Raw genomic sequence first — 16,983 nt, forward strand, 5'->3', positions numbered from 1 at the left:
GGGGCGGGGATCTACGCGGCGCGGTGGAGCAGGCCGCTCATGGTGATCCGGTCGCCGCGGAAGCGGATGAACTCCAGGTCCACTGGCCGGCCGTCGCCCAGGTGGGTGAGGCGTTCCAGCATCAGGACGGCGGCCCCGCGCGGGGCCTGCAGGACGGCGGCGGAGTGCGCGTCGGCGTTGACGGCCTCCAGGGTGATCTCGGCGTGGCCCAGCGGCTGCCCGGTCAGGGACTCCAGCAGCCGGAAGACGTCGGTGTTCTCCAGATCGCAGCCGAGCAGGCCCTCGCCGACGTCCAGGGGGACGTACGTGAGGTCGAGCGAGAGCGGCAGCCCGTCGAGCAGCCGCAGCCGCTCGATGTAGAGCACCTCGGCGTGCTCGGGGAGCCGCAGCCGGCCGGCGACGGGGGCGGGGGCGCGGACGGGGCCGACGGTGCGGACCTCATTGGTGACCCGGCCGTGTCCGTGGAGGGTCTCGGCCAGGCCCTGGAGCCGGTCGAGCCCATGCCGGTACTTGGCGCAGACGATGACGGTGCCCACGCCCGGCCGTCGTTCGACGAGCTGTTCGCCGCGCAGCAGGTCGAGGGCCTGGCGGACGGTGTTGCGGCCGGCGCCGTAGTCGGCGGCGAGGGCGTCCTCCAGGGGGAGGACGCCGCTGGGGTAGCCGCCCGCCAGGATCTGGTGGCGCAGCAGGTCGGCGAGCTGCCGTGCCTGGTCCGCGCGCAGCCGTCGCCGGCGCGCGGCGGCGACCGGGACGGTGTGTTCGCGGGTGCGTTCGGCTGGCATGGCAGGGAACATACCGAGGGGGCCGGGCCGGTGGTGTTGCCGCAGTGTTGCGCCACCCGCGCGCGGCGGCGTACCTCCGTGACCTGCGAGAACGGCGGGGTGCGGACAAGATCCGCCACCCCGCCGTCATCGGTCGTCCCGAGGCGTGGACTACCGGGTTCCCACGATCCGGCCGACGACCTCGCCGAGACCCACGCGGGTGCCGTCGGTGCCCGGCGCCCAGGCGGTGAGGGTCACGGTGTCCCCGTCCTCGAGGAAGGTGCGCTTGCCGTCGGCGAGTTCGATGGCGTCGCGGCCGTTCCAGGTGAGCTCCAGCAGCGAGCCGCGCTGGTCGGCGTCCGGTCCGCTGACGGTGCCCGAGCCGTACACGTCGCCGGTGCGCAGGGAGGCGCCGTTGACGGTCATGTGGGCGAGCTGCTGGGCGGCGGTCCAGTACATCGACGCGAAGGGCGGGCGGGCCACCTCCTGCCCGTTGATGGAGACGCTGATGTGCAGGTCGAAGCCGCCGGGGCGGTCGGCGGCGGCGTCGTCGAGGTAGGGCAGGAGCGGGAAGTCGCGGGCGGGCGGGGCGACCCGGGCGCCGTCCAGGGCCTCCAGCGGGGTGACCCAGGCGGAGACGGAGGTGGCGAAGGACTTGCCGAGGAAGGGGCCGAGCGGCACGTACTCCCAGGCCTGGATGTCGCGCGCGGACCAGTCGTTGAGCAGGAACAGGCCGAAGACGTGGTCCTCGAAGTCGCCCAGGGCCACCGGGCGGCCCATCTCGGAGGGGGTGCCGACGACGAAGCCGACCTCGGCCTCGATGTCGAGCTTGACGGACGGCCCGAAGACGGGCGCCGGGTCGGTGGGCGCCTTGCGCTGGCCCGAGGGCCGTACGACGTCCGTGCCCGAGACGACGATCGTTCCCGACCGGCCGTGGTACCCGATGGGCAGGTGCTTCCAGTTGGGGGTCAGGGCGTCCCCGTCCGGGCGGAAGATCTTCCCCACGTTGGTGGCGTGGTGCTCGCTCGCGTAGAAGTCGACGTAGTCGGCGACCTCGTAGGGGAGGTGCAGCACAACCTCGTCCAGCGGCAGCAGGTGCGGCTCGACGGCGGGGCGGTGGCCGGGGTCGGTGACCCAGGCGGTCAGCGCGCGGCGCACGTCGCGCCAGGCCGTGCGGCCCGCGGCGAGCAGGGGGTTGAGCGTGGACTGTCCGAGCAGTCCGGTGTACGGGGACCCGAGCGCGGCGGCGGCCGCCCCGGCGTCGAGCACGTGTCCGCCGATGCGGACGCCGATCCTGCGCCGGTCCTCCCCGGCGGTGGAGAACACGCCGTAGGGGAGGTTGTGCGGCCCGAACGGGTCGCCCTCGGGAACATCGAGGGGGCTCTGCTGGGGCATGGGGTGCTGCCTCACTTTCGACGCGGTCCGGGGGTGTCCCGGGGGCTGGTTGACACGTTACGGGGCTGGTGGGGCGTGCGGGAGGCCGGATTCGGGCACTATTTGTAGGACTTGTCCGCACGGGTCCGTATCCTTGAGCGCGTGACTTCCGCCCTCCCCTATGCCTTGATCGCCACTGACCTGGACGGGACTCTGCTGCGCGCCGGAGACACCGTCTCGGCCCGCTCCCGATCGGCGCTCCGGGCCGCCCGCGCGGCCGGCGCCCGGCACATCATCGTGACAGGCCGCCCCGTCCCGCAGGTCCGCCACGTCCTGGACGGCCTCGGCTACAACGGCCTCGCGGTGTGCGGGCAGGGAGCGCAGGTCTACGACGCGGCGGCCGGGCTGCTGCTGCACTCGGTGGCCATGGACCGGGAGCTGGCCGAAGTCGCCCTCGGGAAGATCGAAGCGGAGGTCGGCGAGGTCTTCGCGGCGGTCAACCAGGAGGGCCTCGACGCGGAGATGCTGATAGGGCCGGGCTACCGGATGTGGCATCCGCACCTGCCGACGGTGCGGGTGGCCTCGCGGGCCGGGCTGTGGGCCGCCCCGATCAACAAGGTGCTGCTCCAGCACCCGAGGCTGTCCGACGACGAACTGACGGAGGTGGCACGGGCGGTGGTCGGCGACCTGGTCAACGTGACGATGGCCGGGGAGCACACGGTCGAACTGCAGCCGCCGGGCATCGACAAGGCGAGCGGCCTGGCGGTGGCGGCCGAACTCCTGGACGTCACCGCGTCGTCGACGATCGCCTTCGGCGACATGCCGAACGACATCCCGATGTTCGCGTGGTCGGCGTACGGGGTCGCGATGGCCGACGCCCACCGCGAACTGATGGCCGTGGCCGACGAGGTCACCCTCTCGAACGAGTCGGACGGGATCGCGGTGGTCCTGGAACGCCTCTTCGCCTAGGCCGTCTCTGACCGGAAGGTCCGTTGGGGCCCCGCCGGGGGCGGGGCCCCGGCACGTCAGACCGCCGCACGGGGGAGCCGCCGCTCCCACGTGCGGTGGAACACCACCTCGTCCCCTTCCCGGCAGACCACCTCGTTCGACGTCGAGAAGCCCCCCTCGTCACACGAGATCTCCGACCGCGTCTCCACCGACACGTCCCACCCCAGCTCCGGCCGGTGCAGCCGCACCGTCCACGTCGAGTGGGTGCGGGCCGACAGCGGGTCCGCCTCCTGGATCTCGTACACCTCCAGCGCGTCCTCGCTGAACTCCAGCCCGTCCGGATACACCCGCGTCCCGCCGTACCGCGGGTCGACCTCCAGCCGCCACACGCCCCGCGCGACGTCCCGTACGACGAGCCGTTCCGGCCGGGGCGCGTCCAGCGTGGCCGGGAAGGCGACGCCCAGCGGCTGCGCCTGCTCGGGGGCCTCGAAGAGGACCGGCTCCCCGCCGGCGGACGGATCGCGGACCGGGAGCTCCACGGCGCTGCCCGCCGGGTCCACGGTCCAGCCCCGCTCCGAGCCGGCCCGCGGCCAGATCCACGGCCAGTAGGCGGACGAGAGGGCGAGGCGGATCCGGTGCCCGGGCGGGAAGGAGTGCCCGATGCCGTTCAGTTCGAAGTGCACGTCCTCGTACGAGCCGACGGGCCACGGCACCGCCTTGTCCCGCCCCTGCCGCGCGGACAGGTTCAGCACCCCCCGCGTGACCAGCGTGGAGGACCCGTCGGGAGCCACGTCGCACAGCCGTGCGACGACCTGCCCGTACGGCACGTCCATCCGCAGGCGCAGCCTCACGACCGGCCGGCCCAGGATCTCCACCGGCCCGGAGCCCCCGGCCACCGGGAACTCGAAGCACGCCGACTTCGCGTCCTCCTCCCGCTGGTCGGGCGGCAGGTCGGCGTCGTTGCCGAAGGGGAAGAAGCGGCCCGCGTCCATGCCCGTGTGCTGCGGGGACGCCACGATCACCGGGGCTCCCTGGAAGGCGTACGTGACCGGGTCGACGTGGGGGGAGGGCCAGGACGGGTCACCGACCCACCGGCCCGGCAGGGTCTCGTAGGTCGTCGCGGGCGGGTGGGACTCGGAGATCCACGACCGCAGCGCCGGCTCGCCCATCACGCCGTTGTCGGCGCCCTTGAGCCAGTGGTCCCACCAGCGCAGGGTCTCCTGGAGGAAGCCGATCGCGGGCCCCGGGGGCAGCCCCCGGTCGGGGTACTGGTGAGACCAGGGGCCGATCAGCCCGCGCACCCGGTCGGCGGGCAGGGCGGAGACCAGCCGCAGCACGGTGTCCCGGTACGGGTCGTGCCAGCCGCCCACGGCGAGCACCGCCGCACGGATCGCCCCGTAGTCCTCGCACACGGAGCCGTGGCGCCAGTACGCGTCGCGGGTCTGGTGGGAGAGCCAGGTGTGGACGAGGGGTTCGACCGCGCCGAGGCGCGAGAGCCACTGCTCGCGCCAGCCCTCGCCCGCGTAGAGCGGGTCCGGCGGACGGGAGGAGAACGCCAGCATGGTCGCCGCCCAGGCGTGCATGTCGACGGCGAGCAGCGAGCCGCCCATGTAGTGCACGTCGTTGTCGAAGCGGTCGTCCGTGGAGCAGACGGTGACGACCGCCTTGAGCGGCTCCGGGGCGAGCGCCGCGATCTGCAGGCTGTTGAAGCCGCCCCAGGAGATCCCGAACATGCCCACGGATCCCGTGCACCAGGGCTGGGCGGCCAGCCACTCCACCACCGCGACGCCGTCGGCGAGTTCCCGGGCGTCGTACTCGTCGCCCGGTTCGCCGCCGCTGCAGCCGTGGCCGCGCACGTCGACCCGTACGGAGGCGTAGCCGTGGCCCGCGTACCAGGGGTGGCGCTGCCAGTCGCGCGGCGCCGTCCAGTCGGTCAGCCGGTACGGGATGTACTCCAGCAGTGCCGGGACGGGCTCGTCCGTCACCGGACGCCAGACGCGCGCGTACAGCTCGGTGGCCGGGCCCGAGGTGCCTGCGGGCACCGGGATCCGGACGTCCTCGCGGGTGGTCTCGTAGGGGAAATCGGTACGGATGATCATCGGGGGTTGACCACCAATCACCTCGGCGGACGGTCAGTGGACGGGGTGCATCGTGCGCTTGAGCCACGGCGCGAGCGCGATCACGGCCAGGCCCGCCGCGACGGCGATGGCACCGTTGACGCCGAAGTAGACGGGGTTGGAGACCTCGCCGTAGACCTTGACGACCTGGGCCTGGATGCCGTTGGCCATCGCCAGCGAGAGGAACCACAGCGCCATGGTCTGGCTGCCGAACGCCTTGGGGGCGAGCTTCGTGGTGGCCGACATGCCGGAGGTCTCCAGCAGGATGTCGCCGAGCCCGAGCAGCAGGTACGAGCCGATGATCCACCAGGCGGCCATCTCGTAGGCGTCCCCGCTGTGCCCCGAGGTGGGGATGACCATCAGCAGGAACGACAGGCCGCCGAGGATCACCCCGATGGCGATCTTGTTGGAGGCGTGCGGCTGGCGGCTGCCCATCCGGACCCACAGCGCGGCGACGACCGGGGCCAGGAGCACCTCGAAGGCGCCGAGCGCGGAGGCGTACCAGCCGGCCGGGAAGGCGAAGCCGAGGATCTCGGTGCGGGCGTTCGTCGAGGCGAGCAGCATCATCGTCGAGTACGCCTGGAAGAGGATGAAGTTGAAGGCGACCGAGGCCAGGAAGAGCACCACGTACGGGCGCAGGCGCCCCCGCTCCTCGTCCGTCACCCTGGAGCTGCGGAACATGACCGCGAAGTAGACGACCGGCGCGATCACCGAGGCCAGGGTGAGCAGGTCCACGAACCGGTCCATCGTCAGCCAGCCCTGTACCGCCAGAAGGGTGGCGAGCGCGGCGAAGGCCAGAATTCCGCCGATGATCTTCGTCACTGCGGAGCGCATCGCCTCGGGCGGGAGCGCGAACTCGGCGGAATGCTTCCGTCCGGCCAGGTGGCGGCGCCCCGCGACGTACTGGATCAGGCCCGCGGTCATGCCGATGGCGGCGGCCGAGAAGCCCCAGTGCCAGCCGTTGTGCTCACCGAGCCACGCGGTGATCAGCGGGCCGGCGAAGGCGCCGATGTTGATGGCCATGTAATAGAGGGCGAAGCCGGCGTCGCGCCGCTGGTCGGCCGTGGTGTAGAGCTTGCCGACCATGCTGGCCACGTTCGGCTTGAGCAGGCCGGTGCCTGCGCTGATCAGGCCGAGGCCCACCCAGGTCATGGCGGCCGTGGGCACGGCCATGGCGTAGTGGCCGCAGGCGATCAGGATTCCGCCCCACAGCACGGCGCGGTACGAACCGAGGATCCGGTCGGCGAGCCAGCCGCCGGCGACGGAGACGAGGTAGACCATGGTCCCGTAGGCCGCTGAGACCGAGGCTGCGGTGCCCGGGTTCATCCCCAGACCGCCGTTGGCCACCGAGTCCGCGAAGTAGAGGACGAGGATGGCCTGCATGCCGAGGAACGAGAAGCGCTCCCAGACCTCCAGCCCGGACAGCGTGGCGAGGCCCCGGGGGTGTCCGAAGAAGGCGTGGTCGTCGGCGGGCGGCGGCTGGTCCGACTCGGGGTCCGAGGGTTCGTCTCTATCGGTCACAGTTCTGGACAAAACGTATTCTCCGGTTGTTTCGGCTCCTCAAGAACATACCGGTGCGGATCGGGCACTGCTCGAGTGGTGACCGGACAGCCGCCCTGGGTGATCGAAAAGGGAACCGATACGCTGGCTTGAGTGATGGCAGCGACACATCGACAATCCATGTGATCGTCAACGTGATCGTCAGCAGACAGGAGTACCCCTCGTGACCGTCGTCGGGCCGTTCGGACTGAGCGTGCGGGACCAGGCTCTTGAGACCGATGTCCAGGCCGGACTGGCCGCCGTCGAGGCGGGTCTGCTGGAAGCCACCAAGAGCGAAGTCCCCTTCATCACCGAGGCAGCGCAGCATCTGGTGCGCGCCGGAGGCAAGCGGTTCCGGCCGCTCCTGGTGATGCTCGCCTCCCGTTTCGGCGATCCCTACGCGCCCGGGATCGTGCCCTCCGCCGTCGTCGTGGAGCTCACCCACCTGGCGACGCTCTACCACGACGACGTCATGGACGAGGCGGACGTACGCCGAGGCGTGGACAGTGCGAACGCCCGCTGGGGCAACTCCGTGGCCGTCTTGACGGGTGACTTCCTGTTCGCCCGCGCCTCGCACATCCTGGCCGACCTCGGACCCGAGGCCGTACGCATCCAGGCCGAGGCCTTCGAGCGGCTGGTGACCGGCCAGATCCTGGAGACGGCCGGCCCGCGCGACGGCCGCGACCCCGTCGAGCACTACCTCGACGTCATCGCGGGCAAGACCGGTTCGCTGATCGCGGTCTCGGGCCGCTTCGGCGCGCTGATGTCCGGAGCCGACGAGTCCGTCGTCGACATCCTGACCCAGTACGGCGAGCGGCTCGGCACCGCCTTCCAGCTCGCCGACGACGTCCTCGACATCGCCTCCGACGCGCACGAGTCCGGCAAGACCCCGGGCACCGACCTGCGCGAGGGCATCCCGACACTGCCCGTGCTGCGGCTGCGCGAGATGGCCGCCCAGGGCGGCAACCCGGACGACCTGGACCTCGTACGCCTCCTGGACGGCGATCTGACGGACGACGTCCGCCACGCCGAGGCGCTGACGCGGCTGCGGGCCCACCCCGCCCTGGAGCAGGCGCGCCGGGACACCGTCCGCTACGCGGAGGAGGCGCGGGCCACGCTGGCCCCGCTGCCGGAATGCTTCGCGAAGTCGGCGCTGGTGGAGCTGTGCGACGCGGTGGTCCACCGCGCGGGCTGACGCGGCGCGGTTCTCGCCGAAGACAGGGGCACGGGCCCGCCGTCCCCTACGGGTAGGGGGAGGCGGGCCCGCCCCTTGTCATCCCTGGGGCGTACGCGCAGTTGGCTCCGGGGGCTGACGCCCCCACCCCCTCGGCTTTGGTCAGATAGAGGCACATCCCCACCAGATCGGGTGAGAGTGGCGGCGCGGGGTGGACGTGTACACGCAAGACGGGTAGGTCGCCGCCGTACACACAGAGGCAGGGCAGACAGACATGGCAACGAACTCAAGGACGCGCAAGGCCGCTCGGTACGCCGTACCGGTCGCGGTGTTCGGTGTGGTCGCCGGCACGATCGCGATGGTCCCGGCCTTCGCGAACTCCGGCGGGCCGGACCTGCCGCAGGTGACGGCCCAGCAGCTCATCGAGAAGATCGCCGCCTCGGACGTACAGCAGCTGTCCGGCAGCGCCAAGATCAGCACGGACCTCGGCCTGCCGTCGCTGGCATCCGGCCTGCTCGGCGGCGGCGGGGTCACGGGAGGCTCCGCCGACCCCGAGGACAAGCTCGCGCAGCTGGCGAGCGGCACCCACACCTTCCGGGTGGCCGCCGACGGCCCGGACCGGCAGAGGCTCACCTTCGTCGACGGCAAGGACGAGTACAGCCTCGTCCACAACGGCGACGAAGTCTGGGGATACGACTCCAAGTCCAAGGAGGCCTTCCACGAGAAGGCTCCGGCCGGCGAGGACAAGGGCGGCAAGAGCGCGGAGCGGGGGACCGGCGACCGGCTCGCCGCCACTCCGCAGGAGATCGCCCAGGAGCTCCTGAAGGCCGCCGGACCGACCACGGACGTCAGCGTCGGCGACACGGCCCAGGTGGCCGGGCGCGACGCGTACCAGCTGGTCCTGAAGCCGAAGGCGTCCGGTTCCACGGTCGCCTCGGTGAAGATCGCGGTGGACGCCAAGAACGGCGTGCCGCTGCGCGTGCAGCTCCTGTCCACCGACGGCGGCAAGCCGATCGTGGACGCCGGCTTCACCAAGGTGGACTTCGCCAAGCCGGCCGCCGACACCTTCGCCTTCACCCCGCCCAAGGACGCCAAGGTGAACGAGGGCGGCCGCGACCACGGCAAGGGCGACAAGAACGGGGGCCTGGGCGCCCTGGAGTCCATCCCGGGCCTCGGCGGCCTCACCGGCGGGGCCGACAAGGGCGACATGAAGGTGCTCGGCGAGGGCTGGACGTCGATCGCCCGGATCGAGACCGGCTCGGCCACCGCCCTGAAGGACCTGGAGGGCGCGACGAAGGGCGAGAAGGCTCCCAAGGAGGCCGGGCAGTTCCTCGACGCCCTCGGGGACAAGGTCTCCGGGAAGTTCGGCGAGGGCCGGATCTTCAAGACCCGCGTGGTCAACGCGCTGATCACGGACGACGGCAAGGTCTACGTCGGTGCCGTCACCAAGGACGCGCTCGTCAAGGCCGCCGACGCGAACAAGTAGTCGCACGACGTGCGGGGGTGGGCGGGGACACTGTGTCCCCGCCCACCCTTGCCTCGTTCCGGCCCTGTGTACAGCAAGCCCGCTGTACCGTGAAAAGCATGTCGAGACACGTCACCATCCGCCTGGAAGAAGAGTTCCACGAACGCCTCAAGGCACGCGCGGCGGCGCTGGGGACGACGGTCACCGCGCTGATCACCGAAGTCACGGAACGCGAGCTCGACGAAGACCGGAAGAACTTCCTGTCGGGGATCGAGGAGTTCGCCGACCACTGGGGCTACTTCCAGGAGCGGTTCGGGCATTGAAGATCACCATGGAGTGGGCCTGGACCGCTCTGGCCCACCACCTCCCGTCCGATCCCGCCGTGTGGGACCCCTCCGGCGTGGCCGCCGCCGTGGCCCGGCACCAGAACGACCTCGTGCTGGTGCCCGAGCAGCCCGCCCCGGACACCGCGTGGCGGGCCGCCGCGTTCCTGCACACGCTCGCGGTGTGCCCGGCGCTGGAATCGCCGATGAACGAGTTCTACGCCGCCGCCGCGACCCGCTCGTACCTGCGCGTCGCCGGGGCCAGGCAGCTGCCGTCGCCGGAGGAGCTCGGCGATCTGGTGGAGGCCGCGAAGCTGGGGCGCGCCGATGTCGAGGCGGTCGCGGAGGAGCTGCGCGCCCGGATCCAGGAGACCCTGCCGGCCTCGCTGCGGGGCGGCGCGCAGGACGCGTAGTACGGCCCGGGCTCCGGCGCGATCCGGTAACGGCCGGGGGCTCCGGCGCGATCCGGTCCGGATCTCGCCGGAGCCCCGGGGGCCTGCCGGATCAGAAGGTGATCTTCCAGCTGTTGATGTAGCCGACGTCCTGCGCGGCCACGTCCTTGACCTGGAGCTTCCACACGCCGTTGGCGACCTCGGAGGAGGCGTTGACCGTGACGGACTTGACGATGTTGTCCGCGCTGCCGCCGGTGCGGTTGTGCAGGTTGTACAGGGTGCCGTCGGGAGCGACGAGGTCGACCACCAGGTCACCGATGTAGGTGTGGACGATGTTCACGTCGACCTTGGTGGTGGCCGGGGCGTTGCCCGTGACGCCCGAGACCGTGATCGGCGAGTTCACCGCGGCCGCCGGGGAGTCCGGGATGTTCACGTCCGCGGTGTTCTCGAAGGACGGCCCCGGCGGGACCGGCGTGGCCGCCCCCAGGTTCCAGATCGCGTAGGCGATGGCGTCGGAGTTGCGGTCCAGGGCGGTGTCGTTGATGTTCGCCGTGGTGTCGCAGGAGGAGTGGTAGCAGCGGTCGAAGGCCTGACCGGAGGTGCCGCCCCACTTCTGCGCCTGGGCCGCCGTCTTGGTGTAGTCGGCGCCGGAGAACAGCCCGCCGACGGGGATGCCCGCGTTCTTGAACGGCGCGTGGTCGGAGCGGCCGTCGCCCTCGGTCTCGATCTCGGTGGAGACGCCGATGCCCGCGTAGTAGTTCTTGAAGGTCTGCTCGATCGTCGGGTCGTCGTCGTAGACGAAGTAGCCCGGGTTCGGCGAGCCGATCATGTCGAAGTTCAGGTAGCCGGAGATCTTCGACTTCTCGGCGGCCGGCAGGTTGTTCACGTAGTACTTCGAGCCGATCATGCCCAGCTCTTCCGCGCCCCACCAGCCGAAGCGCAGGTGCTTGGTCGGCTGCAGCTGGGCGCGGGAGACGGCGAGCGCCGTCTCCAGGATGGCGGCCGAGCCGGAACCGTTGTCGTTGATGCCGGGGCCCGCGGTCACCGAGTCCAGGTGCGATCCGGACATCAGGACCGAGTTCGGGTCGCCGCCCGGCCAGTCGGCGATCAGGTTGTAGCCGGTCGCGCCGCTGGAGGTGAAGGTCTGCAGGGTGGTCGTGAAGCCGGCCGCGTCCAGCTTGGCCTTCACGTAGTCGATCGAGGCCTTGTAGCCGGCCCTGCCGTGCGCGCGGTTGCCGCCGTTGGCGGTGGCTATGGACTGCAGCTGCGTCAGGTGCGCCTTGACGTTGGCGACCGGGATGTCGGGCGGCGTCGGCGCCGCGTCGACCGTGGTCGGCGAGGCGAGCGCGGCGGGGGCGGTGGCGGCGAAGAGGCCGGCGACCGCGAGGGCGGTCACGGCGGCCAGGCGCCGGGAAACGGACAGGCTCATGTGGGGGCTCCGGGATTCCGTACTGGGGATGTGTGCGGAACGTGCGGGTGGCGCGGGTGAGCGTGCCTGTGCGCCGGCGCTACTGCGTGGGTACGGCAGTGCGTCGTGCGTCAGTGCGAGCCTGATGTTGGGTGAGAGTGTGACTGCCCGTCAAGAACACAATCCGGTCAGGTTGGTTCGGAAACCGGACGATCCCCGCTCCGGGGCTCCGGGGCGGGGATCGAGGATGCGAGAGTGCGCGCCTTCGTGACCGGGCTATACGGGCTCGCGCGCCGGAGCCTGGACGGGCGTCGTGGCGACGGCGGCGCGGTGCGGGACGCCCGGCGGGAGGGAGCCGAGGCGCAGGGCGCGGGTGCGGCGGGCGGTGCGCAGGGCTTCCCAGGTGAGGATCGAGAGGGCCGCCCAGACCAGGGAGAAGCCGGCCCAGCGGGCGGGCGGCATGGCCTCGTGGAAGTACAGGACGCCGAGCCCGAACTGGAAGACCGGTGCCGTGTACTGGAGCAGCCCGAGGGTGGACAGCGGCACCCGGATCGCGGCCGCGCCGAAGCAGACCAGCGGGATCGCGGTGACCAGCCCGGTCGAGGCCAGCAGCGCGGAGTGCCCGAGCCCCTGGGCGGCGAAGGTCGACTGGCCCCGCGCACCGAGCCACAGCAGGTAGCCGAGGGCGGGCAGGAACAGCAGCACGGTCTCGGCTGCCAGCGACTCCAGGCCGCCCATGTCGAGCTTCTTCTTGATCAGCCCGTACGTGGCGAAGGAGGAGGCCAGTACCAGCGAGATCCACGGCGGCCGCCCGTACCCGACGGCGAGGACCAGCACGGCGGCGACGCCGATGCCGACCGCCGCCCACTGCGCGCGGCGCAGCCGCTCGCCGAGGAGGAGAACGCCGAGGGCGATGCTGACCAGGGGGTTGATGAAGTATCCGAGGCTCGCCTCGACCACCGCGCCGTTGTTGACGGACCAGATGTACACGCCCCAGTTCACGGTGATCAGGGCGGCGGCCAGCCCGGTGAGCGCGAGCTTGCGCGGCCGGCGCAGCAGCTCGCTCACCCAGCCCCAGCGGCGCAGGACGAGCAGCGCCAGGCCGACGACGGCCAGGGACCACACCATCCGGTGGGCGAGGATCTCCAGGGCTCCGGAGGGCTGCAGGAGCGGCCAGAAGAGGGGTACGACGCCCCACATCCCGTATGCGCCGAATCCGTAGAACAGACCGGCGCGCTGGTCGTTCTCCGCCTTCACGGGACCTCCAGTGATATTCAAGCCAACCTGAAGACCGTAGCGCCGCACGCGCCGGATGTCATCACCGTCCGCGCGAAATGCTGCTGACGGGCCGGGGTGGAGGAGTCGACAGTGCGCGCGCACACGCCGAAGCCCGGACCTCGGGAAGAGGTCCGGGCTCAGGACGGCTCCGGCAGGTACGCGGGAGGGCTCAGCCGACGACGGTCCAGGTGTCGTTCCCGCTCAGCAGCGCGCTCAGGTCGCCCTTGCCGCTGCGGTCCACGGCCGTCTCCAGCTGCTCGGCCATGAGCGTGTCGTAGACGGGCCGGCTCACGTTGCGGAAGACCCCGATGGGGGTCCGGTGCAGCGTGTCGGGGTCGGCCAGGCGGGAGAGCGCGAAGGCGTTGGTCGGGGACGCGGAGGACGCGTCGTGGACCAGGACGCGCGACGCGTTCTCCGGCGTCACGGTCACGACCTCCAGGTCACCGGTGGCCGCGTCGCGCACGACGCCCTTGGCGTCGTCGACGCCGAAACGGATCGGCTGCCCCTGCTCCAGCCGGATCACGGCCTCCTGCGCCTGCTCCCGGTCCTTGAGGACCTCGAAGGCGCCGTCGTTGAAGATGTTGCAGTTCTGGTAGATCTCCACGAGCGCCGTGCCCTGGTGGTCGGCGGCCGCGCGCAGCACCTCGGTGAGGTGCTTGCGGTCGGAGTCCACCGTCCGCGCCACGAAGGAGGCCTCCGCGCCGATGGCCAGCGACACCGGGTTGAAGGGCGCGTCGAGCGAGCCCATCGGGGTCGACTTGGTGATCTTGCCGACCTCGGAGGTGGGGGAGTACTGGCCCTTGGTCAGTCCGTAAATCCGGTTGTTGAACAGCAGGATCTTGAGGTTGACGTTGCGGCGCAGGGCGTGGATCAGGTGGTTCCCGCCGATGGAGAGGGCGTCGCCGTCACCGGTGACGACCCAGACGGAGAGGTCGCGGCGGGAGGAGGCGAGGCCGGTGGCGATGGCGGGGGCGCGGCCGTGGATGGAGTGCATCCCGTAGGTGTTCATGTAGTACGGGAAGCGGGAGGAGCAGCCGATGCCGGAGACGAAGACGATGTTCTCCTTCGCCAGGCCCAGCTCCGGCATGAAGCCCTGGACGGCGGCGAGGACGGCGTAGTCGCCACAGCCGGGGCACCAGCGGACTTCCTGGTCCGACTTGAAGTCCTTCATCGACTGCTGGGCAGCGGCCTTGGGGACGAGGGAGAGCAGGGTGGGCGCCTCAGTCATTGATGGCCTCCTCGAGATGCGTGGCGAGCTGCTCGGCCTTGAACGGCATGCCGTTCACCTGGTTGTACGACGCCGCGTCGACCAGGTACTTCGCCCTCAGGAGGGTCGCGAGCTGCCCGAGGTTCATCTCCGGCACCACTACCTTGTCGTAACGCTTCAGTACCTCGCCCAGATTCCTCGGGAAGGGGTTGAGGTGGCGCAGGTGGGCCTGCGCGACGGGCTTCCCCGCGACCCGCAGCCGGCGTACGGCGGCCGTGATCGGGCCGTAGGTCGAGCCCCAGCCGATGACCAGGGTCCGCGCGCCGTCCGGGTCGTCGACTTCCAGGTCCGGGACCTCGATGCCGTCGATCTTGGCCTGGCGGGTGCGGACCATGAAGTCGTGGTTCGCCGGGTCGTAGGAGATGTTCCCGGTGCCGTCCTGCTTCTCGATGCCGCCGATGCGGTGTTCGAGGCCCGGGGTGCCGGGGACCGCCCAGGGCCGGGCCAGGGTCCGCGGATCGCGCTTGTAGGGCCAGAAGACCTCGGTGCCGTCCGCGAGCTCGTGGTTGGGGCCGGAGGCGAACTGGACCGTCAGGTCCGGGAGGTCCGCCACGTCCGGGATCCGCCAGGGCTCGGAGCCGTTGGCGAGGTAGCCGTCGGAGAGCAGGAACACCGGGGTCCGGTACGTCAGCGCGATCCGGGCGGCTTCGAGCGCGGCGTCGAAGCAGTCCGCCGGGGTGCGCGGGGCCACGATCGGGACGGGGGCCTCGCCGTTGCGCCCGTACATGGCCTGGAGCAGGTCGGCCTGCTCGGTCTTGGTGGGCAGGCCGGTCGAGGGACCGCCGCGCTGGATGTCGACGATCAGCAGCGGCAGCTCCAGCGAGACCGCCAGGCCGATCGTCTCGGACTTCAGCGCCACGCCGGGACCCGAGGTCGTCGTCACGGCGAGGGAGCCGCCGAAGGCCGCACCCAGGGCCGCGCCGATGCCGGCGATCTCGTCCTCGGCCTGGAAGGTCCGCACGCCGAAGTTCTTGTGCTTGCTCAGCTCGTGCAGGATGTCGGAGGCCGGCGTGATGGGGTAAGAGCCCAGGTAGAGGGGCAGATCGGCCTGCCGGCCCGCGGCGATCAGACCGTAGGACAGGGCCAGGTTCCCGGAGATGTTGCGGTAGGTGCCGGGAGGGAAGGCGCGGGTGGCCGGGGCCACCTCGTAGGAGACGGCGAAGTCCTCGGTGGTCTCGCCGAAGTTCCAGCCCGCCCGGAAGGCGGCCACGTTCGCCTCGGCGATCTGCGGCTTCTTCGCGAACTTCTGCCGCAGGAACCTCTCCGTTCCCTCGGTGGGCCGGTGGTACATCCATGACAGCAGGCCCAGCGCGAACATGTTCTTGCTGCGCTCGGCCTCCTTGCGGGAGAGCCCGAAGTCCTTCAGCGCCTCGACGGTGAGGGTGGTCAGCGGCACCGGGTGGACGTTGTAGGCGTCCAGCGAGCCGTCCTCCAGCGGGGAGGCCTCGTAGCCGACCTTCGCCATCGGGCGCTTGGTGAACTCGTCGGTGTTGACGATGACGTCCGCACCGCGCGGCACGTCCGCGATGTTGGCCTTCAGCGCGGCCGGGTTCATCGCGACCAGCACGTTCGGGGCGTCGCCGGGCGTCAGGATGTCGTGATCGGCGAAATGCAGCTGGAAGGACGACACGCCCGGCAGGGTCCCGGCGGGCGCCCTGATCTCGGCGGGGAAGTTCGGCAGGGTCGAGAGGTCGTTCCCGAAGGACGCCGTCTCCGAGGTGAAGCGGTCACCGGTGAGCTGCATTCCGTCACCGGAGTCACCCGCGAAGCGAATGATCACCCGATCGAGGCGGCGCACTTCCTTGCCGCCACCCCCGCCGGCGGGGCTGCCGCCGGCCGGGTTGTCACCGTTCGGGCCCGGGGGCGTCCGCTGCTCGCCGACGACCGCGCCTTCGGCCCCGTCGGACTGCTCGGCTGGGCTACTGACCTGGCTGGTCACTGAACTGGACCTCCTTCGAGGCGTGAGCTCTCCCAAGTTCCACCCTACGTCCGTAGGGATTGTTGCCCCTGGATGCTCATTTTCTGGACCGCCCTCTGAGACGGTCTGTCCGAATCCGGCCTTACCTGACAGAGTGTCAGTTGATCAAGATCTTAGGTAGGTGAGGACGGCCAGCACACGCCGGTGATCCCCGTCACTCGGTGACAGACCGAGCTTCATGAAGATGTTGCTCACGTGCTTCTCCACCGCCCCGTCACTGACCACCAGCTGCTTGGCCACCGCGGAATTGGTCCGGCCCTCGGCCATCAGGCCGAGCACCTCGCGCTCGCGCGGAGTGAGCCCCGCCAGCACGTCCTGCTTGCGGCTGCGACCGAGCAGCTGCGCCACGACCTCCGGGTCCAGGGCGGTTCCGCCCCTGGCCACGCGCACGACGGCGTCGAGGAACTCCCGCACCTCCGCCACCCGGTCCTTCAGCAGGTACCCCACCCCGGTGCTGGAACCGGCCAGCAGTTCGGTGGCGTACTGCTCCTCCACGTACTGGGACAACACGAGCACCCCTATACCGGGGTAGTCGCGCCGCAGCCGCACCGCGGCGCGCACTCCTTCGTCGGTGTGCGTCGGCGGCATCCGCACATCGGCCACCACCACGTCCGGCAGCGCGTCCTCCGCCGCCAGCTCCGCCACCGTCTTGATCAGGGCTTCCGCGTCCCCGACGCCCGCAACGACGTCATGCCCCCGGTCGGTCAGCAACCGGGTCAGGCCCTCACGCAGCAGCACTGAATCCTCGGCGATGACCACCCGCACCCTGTCTTCCACGACTCAGCAGCTCCCGTGTTCTCTCGCTCGTCTACTTGACGCAGCCAAGCATCCCAGCCTTGCGGCCGGATCAAGGCGGAGTGGGATCAACGAGTAGGGGTGCCCAGACGAATTCCGGGGTCGGAAGCCTTCCCTCCGCCCCGGCCCCCCCCGAGAACCAGGCCCTTCGGCCCCCGCCAAAG

At 71.0% G+C, this 16,983-nt stretch carries 14 protein-coding genes; 5 read left to right on the forward strand and 9 right to left on the reverse strand.

What is annotated here, in order from left to right:
• Positions 1-11: 11 nt before the first annotated feature.
• Positions 12-782, reverse strand: coding sequence for a GntR family transcriptional regulator (locus ACFWBY_RS08005; protein WP_385342596.1), 771 nt, complete (start codon positions 780-782; stop codon positions 12-14).
• Positions 783-932: 150 nt separating this feature from the next.
• Positions 933-2,156 carry a fumarylacetoacetase gene (gene fahA, locus ACFWBY_RS08010; protein ID WP_385342594.1) on the reverse strand — a complete coding sequence of 408 codons (1,224 nt, stop codon included), beginning with the start codon at positions 2,154-2,156 and terminating at the stop codon, positions 933-935.
• A gap of 141 nt (positions 2,157-2,297) precedes the next feature.
• Here fahA and ACFWBY_RS08015 point away from each other — a divergent pair, with 141 nt between their 5' ends.
• Complete coding sequence (locus ACFWBY_RS08015; RefSeq protein WP_385342592.1) at positions 2,298-3,104, forward strand: Cof-type HAD-IIB family hydrolase; 807 nt, start codon at positions 2,298-2,300, stop codon at positions 3,102-3,104.
• Positions 3,105-3,160: 56 nt separating this feature from the next.
• Here ACFWBY_RS08015 and ACFWBY_RS08020 read toward each other — a convergent pair whose 3' ends face one another.
• Both ACFWBY_RS08020 and ACFWBY_RS08025 read right to left on the reverse strand, forming a co-directional pair.
• Positions 3,161-5,182: a CocE/NonD family hydrolase gene (locus ACFWBY_RS08020; RefSeq protein WP_385342590.1), complete on the reverse strand. Its 2,022-nt coding sequence runs from the start codon at positions 5,180-5,182 to the stop codon at positions 3,161-3,163.
• 33 nt (positions 5,183-5,215) lie between these two features.
• Positions 5,216-6,721, reverse strand: a complete 1,506-nt coding sequence (locus ACFWBY_RS08025) for a peptide MFS transporter (protein WP_385342588.1) — start codon at positions 6,719-6,721, stop codon at positions 5,216-5,218.
• Positions 6,722-6,923: 202 nt separating this feature from the next.
• Here ACFWBY_RS08025 and ACFWBY_RS08030 point away from each other — a divergent pair, with 202 nt between their 5' ends.
• The 4 genes from ACFWBY_RS08030 to ACFWBY_RS08045 all read left to right on the forward strand — a co-directional run bounded on the left by ACFWBY_RS08030 (position 6,924) and on the right by ACFWBY_RS08045 (position 10,114).
• Complete coding sequence (locus ACFWBY_RS08030) at positions 6,924-7,934, forward strand: polyprenyl synthetase family protein (RefSeq protein ID WP_385342587.1); 1,011 nt, start codon at positions 6,924-6,926, stop codon at positions 7,932-7,934.
• Between the two features lie 253 nt (positions 7,935-8,187).
• Positions 8,188-9,399, forward strand: coding sequence for an outer membrane lipoprotein carrier protein LolA (locus tag ACFWBY_RS08035; protein ID WP_385342585.1), 1,212 nt, complete (start codon positions 8,188-8,190; stop codon positions 9,397-9,399).
• A gap of 98 nt (positions 9,400-9,497) precedes the next feature.
• On the forward strand, positions 9,498-9,701 hold the full coding sequence (locus tag ACFWBY_RS08040) for a ribbon-helix-helix domain-containing protein (RefSeq protein WP_239516343.1): 204 nt from the start codon (positions 9,498-9,500) through the stop codon (positions 9,699-9,701).
• Positions 9,698-10,114 (forward strand): hypothetical protein, encoded by a 417-nt coding sequence (locus ACFWBY_RS08045; RefSeq protein WP_385342582.1) that lies wholly within the window; start codon positions 9,698-9,700, stop codon positions 10,112-10,114. The genes ACFWBY_RS08040 and ACFWBY_RS08045 overlap by 4 nt, the downstream gene beginning before the upstream one ends.
• 91 nt (positions 10,115-10,205) lie before the next feature.
• Here the strand turns inward: ACFWBY_RS08045 and ACFWBY_RS08050 are convergent, their stop codons facing one another.
• The 5 genes from ACFWBY_RS08050 to ACFWBY_RS08070 all read right to left on the reverse strand — a co-directional run bounded on the left by ACFWBY_RS08050 (position 10,206) and on the right by ACFWBY_RS08070 (position 16,789).
• Positions 10,206-11,522 (reverse strand): M28 family metallopeptidase, encoded by a 1,317-nt coding sequence (locus tag ACFWBY_RS08050; RefSeq protein ID WP_385342580.1) that lies wholly within the window; start codon positions 11,520-11,522, stop codon positions 10,206-10,208.
• A gap of 255 nt (positions 11,523-11,777) precedes the next feature.
• Positions 11,778-12,758: an EamA family transporter RarD gene (gene rarD, locus ACFWBY_RS08055; RefSeq protein ID WP_385342578.1), complete on the reverse strand. Its 981-nt coding sequence runs from the start codon at positions 12,756-12,758 to the stop codon at positions 11,778-11,780.
• Between the two features lie 190 nt (positions 12,759-12,948).
• Positions 12,949-14,007, reverse strand: coding sequence for a 2-oxoacid:ferredoxin oxidoreductase subunit beta (locus ACFWBY_RS08060; protein ID WP_385342576.1), 1,059 nt, complete (start codon positions 14,005-14,007; stop codon positions 12,949-12,951).
• Positions 14,000-15,985 (reverse strand): 2-oxoacid:acceptor oxidoreductase subunit alpha, encoded by a 1,986-nt coding sequence (locus ACFWBY_RS08065; protein WP_385342574.1) that lies wholly within the window; start codon positions 15,983-15,985, stop codon positions 14,000-14,002. The genes ACFWBY_RS08060 and ACFWBY_RS08065 overlap by 8 nt, the downstream gene beginning before the upstream one ends.
• Positions 15,986-16,129: 144 nt before the next feature.
• On the reverse strand, positions 16,130-16,789 hold the full coding sequence (locus tag ACFWBY_RS08070) for a response regulator transcription factor (RefSeq protein WP_365919536.1): 660 nt from the start codon (positions 16,787-16,789) through the stop codon (positions 16,130-16,132).
• Positions 16,790-16,983 lie beyond the last annotated feature (194 nt).

It is taken from the genome of Streptomyces sp. NPDC060049, from assembly GCF_042736715.1.
In the GTDB taxonomy this organism is placed as follows: domain Bacteria; phylum Actinomycetota; class Actinomycetes; order Streptomycetales; family Streptomycetaceae; genus Streptomyces.

Coding starts and splice junctions, on each gene's coding strand:
- ACFWBY_RS08005 (WP_385342596.1), bottom strand. CDS start 782: ATGCCAGCCGAACGCACCCGCGAACACACCGTCCCGGTCGCCGCCGCG.
- fahA (WP_385342594.1), bottom strand. CDS start 2,156: ATGCCCCAGCAGAGCCCCCTCGATGTTCCCGAGGGCGACCCGTTCGGG.
- ACFWBY_RS08020 (WP_385342590.1), bottom strand. CDS start 5,182: ATGATCATCCGTACCGATTTCCCCTACGAGACCACCCGCGAGGACGTC.
- ACFWBY_RS08035 (WP_385342585.1), top strand. CDS start 8,188: ATGGCAACGAACTCAAGGACGCGCAAGGCCGCTCGGTACGCCGTACCG.
- ACFWBY_RS08040 (WP_239516343.1), top strand. CDS start 9,498: ATGTCGAGACACGTCACCATCCGCCTGGAAGAAGAGTTCCACGAACGC.
- ACFWBY_RS08050 (WP_385342580.1), bottom strand. CDS start 11,522: ATGAGCCTGTCCGTTTCCCGGCGCCTGGCCGCCGTGACCGCCCTCGCG.
- ACFWBY_RS08060 (WP_385342576.1), bottom strand. CDS start 14,007: ATGACTGAGGCGCCCACCCTGCTCTCCCTCGTCCCCAAGGCCGCTGCC.